13 protein-coding genes are annotated in these 13187 nt (G+C 33.4%); 7 read left to right on the top strand and 6 right to left on the bottom strand.

Annotated features, from left to right (window positions below):
- Nucleotides 1-56: 56 nt before the first annotated feature.
- Both RT250_RS07255 and RT250_RS07250 read left to right on the top strand, forming a co-directional pair.
- Nucleotides 57-1502, top strand: coding sequence for a dicarboxylate/amino acid:cation symporter (locus RT250_RS07255; RefSeq protein ID WP_313113486.1), 1446 nt, complete (start codon nucleotides 57-59; stop codon nucleotides 1500-1502).
- Between the two features lie 129 nt (nucleotides 1503-1631).
- Nucleotides 1632-2390, top strand: a complete 759-nt coding sequence (locus RT250_RS07250; RefSeq protein ID WP_313113484.1) for a lamin tail domain-containing protein — start codon at nucleotides 1632-1634, stop codon at nucleotides 2388-2390.
- An 8-nt stretch (nucleotides 2391-2398) separates the two neighbouring features.
- On the opposite strand, the gene RT250_RS07245 is transcribed toward RT250_RS07250, so the two are convergent.
- Entirely contained in the window at nucleotides 2399-2800 is a 402-nt protein-coding gene (locus RT250_RS07245) for a thiol-disulfide oxidoreductase DCC family protein (protein ID WP_313113483.1), read from the bottom strand.
- Between the two features lie 100 nt (nucleotides 2801-2900).
- Nucleotides 2901-5081 carry an endonuclease MutS2 gene (locus RT250_RS07240; protein WP_313113482.1) on the bottom strand — a complete coding sequence of 727 codons (2181 nt, stop codon included), beginning with the start codon at nucleotides 5079-5081 and terminating at the stop codon, nucleotides 2901-2903.
- Nucleotides 5082-5275: 194 nt separating this feature from the next.
- On the opposite strand from RT250_RS07240, the gene ung reads away from it, so the two are divergent.
- Complete coding sequence (gene ung / locus RT250_RS07235; RefSeq protein ID WP_313113481.1) at nucleotides 5276-5941, top strand: uracil-DNA glycosylase; 666 nt, start codon at nucleotides 5276-5278, stop codon at nucleotides 5939-5941.
- Nucleotides 5942-6214: 273 nt separating this feature from the next.
- Here the strand turns inward: ung and RT250_RS07230 are convergent, their stop codons facing one another.
- From RT250_RS07230 to RT250_RS07215, 4 genes are all read right to left on the bottom strand, one after another.
- Nucleotides 6215-7069, bottom strand: coding sequence for a substrate-binding domain-containing protein (locus RT250_RS07230; protein WP_313113480.1), 855 nt, complete (start codon nucleotides 7067-7069; stop codon nucleotides 6215-6217).
- On the bottom strand, nucleotides 7066-7947 hold the full coding sequence (locus tag RT250_RS07225) for a nucleoside phosphorylase (RefSeq protein WP_313113478.1): 882 nt from the start codon (nucleotides 7945-7947) through the stop codon (nucleotides 7066-7068). The genes RT250_RS07230 and RT250_RS07225 overlap by 4 nt, the downstream gene beginning before the upstream one ends.
- A 63-nt stretch (nucleotides 7948-8010) precedes the next feature.
- Complete coding sequence (locus RT250_RS07220) at nucleotides 8011-8340, bottom strand: translation initiation factor (protein WP_313113477.1); 330 nt, start codon at nucleotides 8338-8340, stop codon at nucleotides 8011-8013.
- Nucleotides 8341-8412: 72 nt separating this feature from the next.
- Nucleotides 8413-9363 carry an isopenicillin N synthase family dioxygenase gene (locus RT250_RS07215; protein WP_313113474.1) on the bottom strand — a complete coding sequence of 317 codons (951 nt, stop codon included), beginning with the start codon at nucleotides 9361-9363 and terminating at the stop codon, nucleotides 8413-8415.
- Between the two features lie 254 nt (nucleotides 9364-9617).
- On the opposite strand from RT250_RS07215, the gene RT250_RS07210 reads away from it, so the two are divergent.
- The 4 genes from RT250_RS07210 (at nucleotide 9618) to RT250_RS07195 (ending at nucleotide 13123) form a co-directional block, all read left to right on the top strand.
- Nucleotides 9618-11624, top strand: a complete 2007-nt coding sequence (locus RT250_RS07210) for an alpha-ketoacid dehydrogenase subunit alpha/beta (RefSeq protein ID WP_313113473.1) — start codon at nucleotides 9618-9620, stop codon at nucleotides 11622-11624.
- 97 nt (nucleotides 11625-11721) lie between these two features.
- Nucleotides 11722-11883, top strand: a complete 162-nt coding sequence (locus RT250_RS07205; protein WP_139854662.1) for a DUF1328 family protein — start codon at nucleotides 11722-11724, stop codon at nucleotides 11881-11883.
- A gap of 46 nt (nucleotides 11884-11929) precedes the next feature.
- A complete protein-coding gene (locus RT250_RS07200; protein WP_313113471.1) occupies nucleotides 11930-12409 on the top strand; it encodes a lipocalin family protein in 480 nt (159 codons plus the stop codon).
- Nucleotides 12410-12415: 6 nt separating this feature from the next.
- Nucleotides 12416-13123 carry a YiaD family glycine zipper/OmpA-like lipoprotein gene (locus RT250_RS07195; RefSeq protein WP_313113468.1) on the top strand — a complete coding sequence of 236 codons (708 nt, stop codon included), beginning with the start codon at nucleotides 12416-12418 and terminating at the stop codon, nucleotides 13121-13123.
- Nucleotides 13124-13187: the final 64 nt, after the last annotated feature.

Raw genomic sequence — 13187 nt, 5'->3', positions numbered from 1 at the left:
TAAACCTATAAATTAAATAATTTACCATAATTAAAATCTAGTATCAAAACTTCAATATGAAAAAAATCGCACTTCACTGGAAAATTATAATCGGACTTGTATTAGGTATAATTTGGGCATTACTTTCCAGTAAATTAGGATGGAGTGAATTTACTTTAGATTGGATTGCTCCATTTGGTAAAATATTTATAAATCTGTTAAAGTTGATTGCCGTGCCTTTAGTGTTAGTTTCTATTATCACTGGAGTTGCAAATATTGGAGATCCATCTAGCTTAGGTAGAATGGGAGGAAAGACACTTTTGGCTTATTTATTTACAACATTGTTTGCTGTGAGTTTAGGGCTAATCCTTGTAAACACTATTAAACCAGGTAAATTAATAGATGAACAAAGTAGAATAGACAATCGTATAAGTTATGAGCTTTGGGCGGATTCTAAGGGGCATCAAATAAAGGACGGAATTAATTACTTACAAGACCCAGCTTTTTTTGAACGTGCACAAGAAATAACAACCTTATCTAAAGGAGAATTAAAAGATGCTTCGGTATCAGATAAGTTAGAAACAGCTAAAAAAACAAAAGAAAGTACTCCATTACAGCCCCTAATAGATATTGTACCAGAAAACTTTTTTTTCTCACTTACAAATAATGGATTAATGCTTCAAATAATTTTCTTTGGAATATTTTTCGGTGTCTGTCTGTTGTTAATTCCTAACGAAAAATCAAAACCTGTAACCGACTTTATGGATGGGGCTATGGAGGTTTTCCTGAAAATGGTAGACCTTGTCATGCAAGCCGCTCCATTTTTCGTATTTGCGTTACTAGCAGGAGTTGTAAGTCAAATGGCGGGAGATGATATAGGTAAAGTTTACGAAATATTTAAAGGTCTTAGTTGGTATTCTTTAACTGTTTTCTTAGGATTAATGTTAATGATATTTATTATTTATCCTCTTTTTATGAAGCTTTTTGTACGAAGTATTCCATATAGAGGTTTCTTTAAAGCGATGGCGCCAGCACAAACATTGGCTTTTTCAACATCGAGTAGTGCTGCTACATTACCTGTAACAATGGAATGTGTTGAAGAAAATTTAGGCGTAGATAAAAAAATTACCAGTTTTGTTTTACCAATTGGAGCAACAGTAAATATGGATGGAACTTGTTTGTACCAAGCTATTGCAGTAGTTTTTCTTGCACAATTACACATGATTGATCTTACCATTGGACAACAATTAACCATTGTGATTACTGCTACATTGGCATCAATTGGCTCTGCCGCTGTACCAAGTGCTGGTTTGGTAATGCTTATAATTGTTTTAGAATCGGTTGGCTTAAATCCAGCTTGGATTGCTATAATTTTCCCTGTGGATCGAATTCTAGATATGTTTAGAACAATCGTAAATGTTACGGGTGATGCTACCGTATGTAGCATAATTGCAAAGGGAGAAGGTATGCTTAACTACAAAGCTAGAAGAAACCCTTCTGAAACATTCGACTACGATTCGTAAACATACTGATTATTAGCTATTTAGGTTTTGAAATCATCTATTTTATTTCTATATTAGCATACTCCCCAAAATTTTTCTAAGTCTATAATTTAGAAATACTGCATTATTAATGTTGTAAATCTGTTAGTTATGGAGAGGTTGCTTTTTATATTTAGTATTTTATTGTTTTCCACAATAACTTATTCCCAAGTTGGTATTGGCACAACTACCCCTTCAGCTGCGTCTATGCTGGAGGTGAGTAGTACTTCGGACGGTGTATCCTTTGGCGGATTTATGCCTCCTCGTGTTCCTGATGCAGCTACTCGTGACCAAATACCTGTTACTTCGTCTGATGATGGTTTGGTGGTGTATATAAAAGACTCAGGGTGTCTACAAATTTGGAATGGTATTTCATGGGAAAATATTCATTGTAATAATTCAAGTGCACTAGCAAGTGACTTATTTATCTCAGAATATGTTGAGGGTACATTAGATAATAAAGTTATTGAAATTGCAAATTTCACTGGTAGTTCTGTAAGTTTGGAATCTTATAGACTCTACATTAGTCGCAATGGTGGTACTACTCAATCAACTATTGCTTTTAATAGTGGGTTTATATTAGAAAATGAAAGTGTATATGTTATAAAACATACAAACGCATCAAGCAGTATAATTGCAAATCAAACAGCAAATAATTTAGATTTTAATGGAAATGATGCTGTTGTTCTTATATATTCATCCGGAGAGCATATAGATATATTAGGAGAAGTTGGTAGTACAGTTAATTATGGAGAAAATGTTACTCTTCGAAAAAAACCAACAATAGGTCCGTCGCTTACTTACCAGCCAACAGATTATCTGGTATTAGGTCTTGATGATTTTTCAGGGATAGGTAGCCACACCTATTAATTAGAAACCTATAAAAACTTATTTTTCAACTCTGCTGTAGGAATCATACATTGATCCTTTTTCCCAAACCACTTATATCTATTTCTAGCCACAAAATCGTAAACAGCATCTCTTATGAATTTTGGAACTATAATAAATCCAAAAAGTAGGGGATAAGCGCCCGAAAGATGTTTTGCTATATATAGTGCTGCTGAAGATTTTTCATAGTGTTTATCACCATCAATTAAAATAATAGAATCTACTTTTGATTTATCAATTTTGAATTTTGCAGTAAGACTATGTCCTATTTCACTCTGAAGAGCAGCAAATTTAAAAACATTGTTATGATCTCGTTTAATAACATAATTAATCGCACCGTTGCAGAGATTGCAAACACCGTCGAATAAAATTATTTTATGATTTTCAGCCATAATCGTTTTTATAAAGCACTTAAATCAAGTTCAAAACTAATCTTAATTTTTAAGGGGTTCGGTTTTAAAGTTTGATACTTACGTTTTTGAATTTTTATAATTATACTTTCTCCAATTCAGATAAACTTACATTAGTTGTAAAAGTTCCATAATTTACAAAAGCTTTATTTTTTTCAATAGTATCTATTGTTCCAATTGCTCTTCCATCTATCATTCTTACTCGATCCCCAATTTTTAAAGTAACTTTTGGTTTTGGTGGCGGGAGTTTTTTGGCTTCTTCTTTTTCGATTTTTTTTCTTTCGCGAATAACTTCAACCTTTTTCTCTACTTCTTTAATTACCTTCTGTTTTTTCGCTTTTACGGCTTTTTTCACTTTAGGCGCAAGCTTTTTACGTTTGCTATTTTCAATCATGACGAGCTTCATAAACTCGTCAATAAGCTGTTTTTTCTTTTTATTATTAAAGTATTTATCTGCAAGAGAATCAACCTTTCTACCAAGACTTATAAGCTTTTGGTTAGCGTCGAATAATTCTTGATAGCTTTCTAATTTCTCTTGAACGCGTGCGTTTATTTCTTCGAGTTGTTTGCTTTCAATACGTGCTTTTTGTTCCTCAGATTTTAGGGATTCAGAGGTTTTTCGAAGGTTTGAGCGTTCTTTTTGAAGATTGGCAATCGTTTTATCAAATCTTACTTTTCCACGCTCTATTTTCTTTTTAGCTTTATTAATTAAACTATATGGTATCCCATTTTTTTGCGCTACTTCAAAAGTATAACTACTTCCAGCTTCGCCTAAATGTAACTTATATAAAGGTTCTAAAGACCTACTGTCAAATTGCATATTTGCATTAATAGCGTGTGGAAGTTCATTTGCCAATAGTTTTAAATTGGTATAATGAGTTGTTATAATTCCAAACGCATTGCGTTCGTAAAAAACTTCTAAAAAAGTTTCTGCTAATGCACCTCCCAATTCTGGATCACTACCGGTACCAAATTCATCAATTAAGAAAAGAGTATTTTTATTACACTTTTTAAGAAAATAATTCATCTTTTTTAATCGATAACTATAAGTACTTAAATGATTTTCAATAGATTGATTATCTCCAATATCGGTTAAAATACGTTTGAAATAGCTCAATTCACTTTGTGGTTTTACAGGAATCATCATGCCGCTTTGCAGCATTACTTGTAACAAACCAACTGTTTTAAGCGTAATACTTTTTCCACCTGCGTTAGGTCCTGAAATAACAATAATTCGCTTTTCTGGAACTAATTCAATGCTTTGAGGGTAAGTTTTTTGTTTCCTCTTATTATTAGAAATTAACAACAAAGGGTGATATGCGTCAAGTAAGGAAATCTTTTTTTTCGAATTATCTCCTTCGGCCTTATAGGTAAGAATAGGAAGAACTCCATTTATTTTAAGTGCGTACTTTGCCTTCGCGTAAAGCACGTCCATGGTAGTTAAATATTCTTGATAACTCGCTAAAAGCTCGGCATATGGCCGGACAAATTCAGTTAATGCTTTTAAAATTCGTTTAATTTCTTCTCCCTCTTCATACAGTAGATTGCTTAACTCTTTTGCAAACTCTAAAGTTTCTTGGGGTTCTATATAAACTATACTCCCAGTTTTTGAACTTCCCAAAACTGCCCCTCTTACTTTTTTACGATGCATTGCTTTAACTGCTAGTACTCTACGATTTTCAACAACCGATTCTCGAATGTCGTCTAAGAAATCGTTTTGTGAGTATTGGGAAAGAGCTTTAGTAAAGGAGGAATTAATTTTTCCTTTTACCACATTTAACCTCCTGCGAATTGTTCCTAATTCATTGGAGGCCTCATCTTTAATCTCACCGTATTTATTAACTTTTTTATTAATTTCTTCTGAAATTATTGAAGTGTAATTTACTTCTTCTGAAAAAGCATTAAGGTGTATGTAAAACTCTTCGTATTTTTTGAAGAATTTTAGTAAAATTCGAGTAGTTTCAGATATAGAAAGAATCTTTCTGAAGCCTGAAATCTCCAAAGTACTATTTTCAATACTGAATAGTTTAAGCTCCCTAAAAATAGGATCAAAACCGTGATTGGGTATCTTATTATCGCCTTCAAAAGATACCGTGAATTCCTTTAAACGCAATAATTCAGATTCAATTTCCGAAAATTCCTGAAACGGTCTTATTGAAAGTACCTGTTCCCGACCAGGTTCAGTAACACTAAGTTCTGAAATCTGATTCAGAACGGTTGGAAACTCAAGATCCTCTAAAGTCTTTTTATCAATTTTAATCATACAGATTACACTTGGGATTTTCTTAGTACTAATTCATCAAAAAAATTAAAACGCCAACGATTGAATAAAACAAATTAGTAAGTTTTGGATTGAATAGTAAGGCCTTTTATTTACTTTTTAAATAATTAAAAGATATAAACATCTATCTATTCGTGATATGTTATCTTATTTTTGTCTCCACAAAAGTAAGTATAATGCAGATAACTATAGAGCCTAGATGGAGGGCGATTTTAAAAGATGAATTCGAAAAACCATATTTCAAAGATTTAATGGAATTTGTGAAATATGAATATAAAACATCAAAATGCTTTCCCCCTGAAAATCAAATATTTTCAGCCTTAAATTATACCCCATTTAACGAAGTTAAAGTGGTGATTATAGGTCAAGACCCTTATCACGGAGAGGGGCAATCACATGGTTTATGCTTTTCAGTGGGGAAGGATGTAGCTATTCCGCCATCACTAAAAAATATTTTTGAAGAAATTAGAACAGATGTGGGCAAAGTGATCCCAGATAATGGCTATTTACTTCGATGGGCTGAGCAGGGAGTATTACTGTTAAATGCTACTTTAACCGTTAGAGCACATCAAGCAGGTAGTCATCAAAAAAAAGGTTGGGAAAAATTCACCGATGCTATTATTCAAAAACTCTCTGACGAAAAAGAAGGCATCGTTTTTCTACTTTGGGGGGGACCTGCTAAAAAGAAAGGTTCTAAAATCGATAGTACTAAGCATTTGGTTTTAAATAGCGGACATCCATCACCATTAGCAGCCAATAGAGGTTATTGGTTTGGAAACAAACACTTTAGTAAAGCAAACGAATATTTAAAAGAAATTGGAAAAACCCCAATTGAGTGGTAGGCTAAAACTTACTGAGCCTTATAATTTATTACAAAATCTAAGAAGCGAAATGGCTTAGATAACACAGTTAACTTAAAAAGAAAAATTGAAGCTTTCTATTCTTCTTCAGGCACTTCAGTGTCGGCATTTGCGTCATTACAACTAAACTGTAGTAACAAAAAGTTTGTAACTAACAACGCTCCCAAAATAATTAAAAAAGTTGTCATAATACTTGATTTTATATAAATAAGATGCAAGGATTACTTTTGGGTTGCGTAAATATTAAGATTTTTTTTAGAATTCATGTAACACTCTACTTTCCTGAACCTTAGCATCGATTAACTGAAGTTCTAGAAGTTTTTGTTGTATGTTTTGAAGCTCTTTTGATGTTAATTGCTCATCAGACCATTCTGTTAATGATAACCATTCACGAACATCTTCTATTTTCTGACCATAGCGTTTGGCAATTATTTCGTCTATTTCTGGTAAATTTTTAAAATCGGATGTAGTCTTGTTAATGATATCCAATATGGCTTGAATACAAGATGCCTCATTTTCTAACACGTCATTTCTAACAGCAATTACAAAACTTGGCCATGGAGTAGGCGATAAACCTACTAATCGGAAGGTACCATTATCTACGTATGGTTTAGTCATAAATTTCTCCCACATAAAATAATCTCCATTTCCTTTAGGCAATCCTTCAATAGCTCCATTTAAGTCTTGAATTACTTTAAACTTTAAATCGGATTGTAAATTCCATTCTAAATTTTCAGCATTCACATAAGCCATTAAGTGCGATCCAGATCCGTATCGACTAATTGCTGCTTCGGTACCTTTTAAGTCTTCCACTGCGTTATATTCGGAATTGGCGGCTACATGAATCCCCCAAAGTAATGGCGATTTTACAAATACTTGAACAATTTTACAGTCATTTCCATTTATAATATCGCGAACAATTCCTTCAGTAAGAATTACAGCCATATCAATTTCCTTTTCACGTAAAGCTTGAACCATATGACCTGTTCCTTCCGGAAAATCTTTCCAACGCAAATTAATATCTTTCTTGTGAAATTCCTTATCGCGTAATGCAATATACCAAGGTAAATTAAAGTGTTCCGGCACACCGCCGATTAAAAAATTTTTCATTGTACAGTTTTTTCTAAAGTATATTGAATAAGCTCATCGATAATTTTATACGAATTTTTACTAAAACTACCTGTAGCGCGATTAGCGATTATTGCATTCATTGAAATAGCACTATGGCCTAATAATTTAGACATACCATACATCGTTGCAGTTTCCATTTCCATATTGGTAATTTTCTTTTTATCAATACGGAATGATGTAAGTTTTTCGTTAAGTTTTTCATCTCTTAATCTAGCTCGTAACACACGTCCTTGTGGACCATAAAAACCTACATTAGTTATAGTAATTCCTTTAAAAGTTTTATCTGAAGCTAATTTTTCTAATAAATTTTTATCAGCTCTAACAGCATAAGGAACCGAATTATCTGGATTCCATTGTGTATGATCAATAAATTTTTGGGCAAAATCCCGTTCAAAAATGGTGTCAATATCATTGTAATAATGCATAACATTATCTAAGCCAATACCTATAGCACTTATTAAAAAACTATCTACTTCAATTTCATCAGTCAAACTACCAGATGTTCCAATTCTAATAATATCGAGAGAAGTAAGTTTCTTTTTAATCGTTCTATTGCCAAAGTCAATATTTACTAAGGCATCGAGTTCGTTAAAAACAATATCAATATTATCTGGACCAATTCCTGTTGAAACAACACTGATACGTTTCCCTTTGTAAGTACCTGTATGAGTTTTAAATTCACGATGTTCAGCTTTTACTTCAATAGAATCGAAGTATTTTGAAACCATTTCAACCCGACCTGGGTCGCCAACTGTAATTACTGTTGGAGCTAACTCGGTAGGAGCAAGGTTTAAATGGTAAATTTTACCCTCAGGTGTTAAAATTAATTCACTCGATTTTATAGATTCTGGTTGCATATTAATTCTTTGTGATTAACTGTGTGAAAAAAAGTATTTCAAATCGATTTCTTTCAATTTCAATTATCCTCCTACACGTTTTACTTTAAACCCCTTATCCTTCAAAAACTGCATTATCTTATCGCGATAATCACCTTGAATTATAATTTGTTCATTTTTAAAACTTCCACCCACGCTTAAAAGCTTCTTTAGTTCTTTCGATAGCATTTTAAAATCTGAATCTGCACCATTATAACCTTCAATTATAGTAATAGGTTTGCCTTTACGTTTTTCGTATTTACATATCAGAGGCTCGTCTTGTAACCAAATTGTTGATTCTTCCTCTGTCTCAGGAACGTCTTTTGGTTCGTGATCTGGAAATAAGTTTTTTAATTGGTCTTCTAAAGAATTCAAATTGTAAAGTTTAAGATTTATATTTCGGCTATTCTCAATATGAGAATTTGGTTATTGAGTGAAGTCGAAAGGCTACTTTTTTATCAGTCCTATTTCTACCAAACGTTGGTGTAGAAACTCTCCGGCAGTAATGTCGTCATATGCTTTAGGATGATCTTTATCGATACACTCTGGCATGCAGTTTAGTTTCATATCACTACGAGGATGCATAAAGAAAGGTATAGAATAACGAGGTGTATCCCATTCTTCACGAGGTGGATTTACTACGCGATGTATAGTTGAACGAAGTTTGTTATTAGTATGGCGCTCTAACATGTCACCTACGTTTATTACTAGTTCATCTTCATTTGGGATTGCATCAATCCATTCCCCATCTTTTCTCAATACTTGTAAGCCTCCAGCAGAAGCTCCCATTAACAGTGTGATTAAATTTATATCGCCATGAGCACCTGCACGAACAGCTCCTTTTGGCTCTTCAGTAATAGGCGGGTAGTGGATTGGCCTTAAAATACTGTTTCCATTATTTGCCCAATGGTCGAAGTAAAACTCATCTACTCCAATGTATAGCGCTAAGGCTCTTAGTACGTAAATTCCAGTTTTTTCAAGCATTCTGTAGGCTACCATTCCTGTATGATTAAAGTCTGGAAGTTCACTTACTTGCACGTTATCGGGGTAATCTTCATCTAAATTAGCGTCTGCAGATGGTTCTTGACCAAAATGCCAAAACTCTTTTAAATCTCCTTCTTTTTTACCTTTCGCATGTTCTTTACCAAAAGAAATATATCCGCGTTGGCCACCAAGACCTTCAATTTCGTATTTCTTTTTTGTTTCTTCAGGAAGTGCAAAAAAGCTTTTAACTTCTTTGTAAAGCTCATCAACTAAATCATCACTTAGGAAGTGATTTTTAAGTGAAACAAACCCTATATCTTCATAAGCCGAACCAATTTCGTCTACAAACTTTTGTTTTCTCTTAGGATCTTCAGAAAGAAAATCAGCTAAATCTACACTTGGTATATTATTCATAGTTTCATTTTTTTAATGAATTTATTCGTCGTTTACAGATTGAAGATTTAGGAAGTAAGCCTAAGTCTGTAATTTATAAACAACTACATTTTTGTATAACTATTAAAAGCTATTTTAAAATTCTTACAATTCTCAATAATTTTTAGTTTTACAAATATACCAAATTGATAAAGTTTATACGAAGTTAAAATTTGCTATAATAATCCTGTTAGATACGGGTTTTTTCCTAATTTTGATTGTTATAACTTTTTAAGATGAAAACTGAAACAACTCCACAAATATTCTATAATTACGACCGAAAAGGTCTTGATGACTCTACTTTAATAAAACTGTATCGCGCTATGTTGAAGCCGCGTACAATTGAAGAAAAAATGCTAATTCTTCTTCGTCAAGGAAAAATTTCAAAATGGTTTAGTGGAATAGGGCAGGAAGCAATTTCTATTGGTGTAACGTCTGTATTAGAAAAAGATGAATACATCTTACCAATGCACCGAAACCTAGGGGTTTTTACTACTCGTGAGATTCCTTTACACAGATTATTTTCACAGTGGCAGGGAAAAGCCAACGGTTTTACAAAAGGTAGAGATAGAAGTTTCCATTTTGGAACACAAGAATTCCATATTATTGGTATGATTTCGCACTTAGGACCACAATTTGGCGTTGCTGATGGAATAGGATTGGCTAATAAATTAAAAGGCAACAATAAGGTATGTGCAGTATTTTCGGGAGAAGGCGGGATGAGCGAAGGTGATATACACGAGGCATTAAATGTTGCTTCAGTATGGCAACTGCCGGTTTTGTTTTGTGTTGAGAACAATGGTTACGGACTTTCAACCCCTACAAATGAGCAATACAATTGTAAAAACATAGCAGACCGGGGTGTAGGCTACGGAATGGAATCACATATTATTGAAGGCAATAATATTCTTGAAGTATACACTACACTTAAAAGTGTTGTAGAGGATATGCGTATAAATCCTCGTCCAGTTCTTTTAGAGTTTAAAACTTTTAGAATGCGAGGTCACGAAGAAGCTAGTGGTACAAAATACGTTCCTTCAGAATTAATTGAAAAGTGGGAAGATCGGGATCCACTAGTGAATTTTGAAAACTATTTATTAGCTGAAAGTATCCTTACTGAAGAAAAAATCAAAGAGTTTAAAGATGAATTTAAACGTGAAATTGACGAAAATTTAGAGATAGCATTTGCAGAACCTGTAATTGAATTTTCTGAAACTAATGAATTAAATGATGTTTATAAATCATTTAACTATCAGGAAGTTAGAGAAAATATAGAAAAAGAAAACATTAGATTAATTGATGCAATTTCTCAAGGCTTAAAACAATCCATGGAACGCCACGACAACCTTGTAATAATGGGACAAGACGTAGCGGAATACGGTGGGGTTTTTAAAATCACCGACGGGTTTGTAGAGCAATTCGGGAAAGATAGAGTTAGAAATACTCCCATATGTGAGTCAGCTATTGTATCTGCGGGAATGGGGCTTTCAATAAATGGTTATAAAGCAGTTGTAGAAATGCAGTTTGCGGATTTTGTTAGTTCTGGGTTTAACCCAATAGTTAATTATTTAGCAAAAAGTCATTATCGTTGGAACGAAAAAGCTGATGTTGTAATAAGAATGCCTTGTGGAGCAGGGGTAGGTGCCGGACCATTCCACAGTCAAACAAATGAAGCTTGGTTTACACATACTCCGGGATTAAAAGTTGTATATCCTGCTTTTCCTTATGATGCAAAGGGATTATTAGCAACGAGTATTGAAGATCCAAACCCAGTCCTTTTCTTTGAACATAAAGCACTGTATAGAAGTATCCGACAAGATGTTCCGACAGATTATTACACTTTGCCAATTGGAAAAGCAGCCTTGCTAAATGAAGGAGAAGATATTACTATTATAACTTATGGAGCAGGAGTACATTGGGCGCTTGAAACTCTTGAGCAAAATCTTGAAGTCAAGGCAGACCTTATAGACTTACGAACACTTATGCCTTTAGATACCGATACTATATACAAATCTGCAAAGAAAACTGGAAAGGTCATAATTCTACAAGAAGATTCTATATTTGGAGGAATAGCATCTGATATTTCAGCATTAATTACGGAGAATTGTTTCGAACACTTGGATGCACCCGTAAAGCGTGTGGCTAGTTTAGAAACGCCAATCCCTTTTGCCGCAAACCTTGAAAAAGGGTACCTTTCTAAAGGAAAATTTAAAAAAGAACTATTTAACTTATTATCTTATTAATCATTTAACACTCTCTGTTAAACTTTAGATAAAGGAAATACAAACGCTAAAATTGTTGTTTACTTTAGTGAAATACTAATCATTAAAACTAAACAATATGGTACGCTGGATTATTATTTTCTTAGTAATAGCAATAATTGCTGGAATCTTTGGATTCGGGGGCATCGCAGATGGTGCAACTGACATCGCAATGATTATTTTTTGGATTTTTATTGTATTACTAGTGCTGTCTCTACTTTCTAGACTATTTAGAAAATAGAGTTATTCTAACCAATTTATTTACAAACAAATCACATTTTAAAATTATGAAAAAATTAATAATGCTTGCACTAGTTGCAGCAACCGCTTTTGCTTGCGGTACCCCAAAAACAGTACAAGAATCTCGAAAAGTAATTAAAGGTTACTGGAATTTAGATGAAATTTCATACGATTCGTCTGGTACTTTTAACGTTACAATGTTTAATGACACATCTGCAGAATGTTTTGAAGGCAGTATGTGGCGTTTTATCCCTAACAATAATACTGGTAGATACAGTATCGAAAACTCTAATTGTCCTACTGGTGAACGTAACTTTATTTTTACTATTCAAGAAATAGATCCAACAAGTGGGTTATACGATTTCTTACTAAAACCTACTAATGCCAAAGGGAAATCAGATACGAATGCTGGTTATAGATTGCGTTTAACTCAACTCAATGAAAATTCAATGCGTTGGGAGCAAACTGTAAATCTCGATGGTAAACCATTTAAAATTAATATGAACTTTTCTAAAATAAACGAATAAGAACTTATGAAGACTTTTTTCAAACAAACCGCAATAGTTGCTTTAGCATTTACACTAGTAATAAGCTTAGGAAGCTGTGAAGCAACTAGAAACGCAAATAATAAACAAAAAGGCGCCGTAATTGGTGCTACTGGTGGAGCTGTTCTTGGTGCCATATTAGGAAATAATATTGGTAAAGGAGGAAACAGTGAGCTAGGAGCAGTAATTGGTGGTGTAGTTGGTGGTAGTGCCGGTGTAATTATCGGTAACAAAATGGATAAACAAGCACAAAAAATTGAAGAGGAAATTCCAGGAGCTCAAGTAGAAAGAGTTGATGATGGAATTGTAGTTACTTTTGATGAAAACAGTGGTGTTTATTTTGCTACGAACAAGTATAATTTAAATACTCAATCTCAAGAAACGCTTGATAGATTGGCAAATGTATTAAAAGAATATCCTGATACTAATATTTTGGTAGTAGGACATACCGATAGTACTGGTCCAAGAGATTTTAACATGACACTTTCTAGAGATAGAGCTAATTCAGTAACTAATTATTTCGTTGCTCAAAAAGGAATTAGTTCTGGAAGAATTACTACTAAGTGGTTCGGACCTGACACTCCTATAGCAGATAATAGTACTGTAGAAGGAAGAGCTAAAAACAGACGTGTAAACATTGCTATTGTTCCAAATGAAAAAATGAAGAATGATGCAAAGAACGAAGCTGGAGAATAATTAAAATTTGAAAGTATTTTAAATCCCGCCCATAATCGGAGCGGGATTTTTTATTTTTATTAGA

This window comes from Aequorivita sediminis (assembly GCF_032080575.2).
GTDB classification, from domain to species: domain Bacteria; phylum Bacteroidota; class Bacteroidia; order Flavobacteriales; family Flavobacteriaceae; genus Aequorivita; species Aequorivita sediminis.
This window is presented reverse-complemented; position numbering and strand designations above follow the sequence as displayed.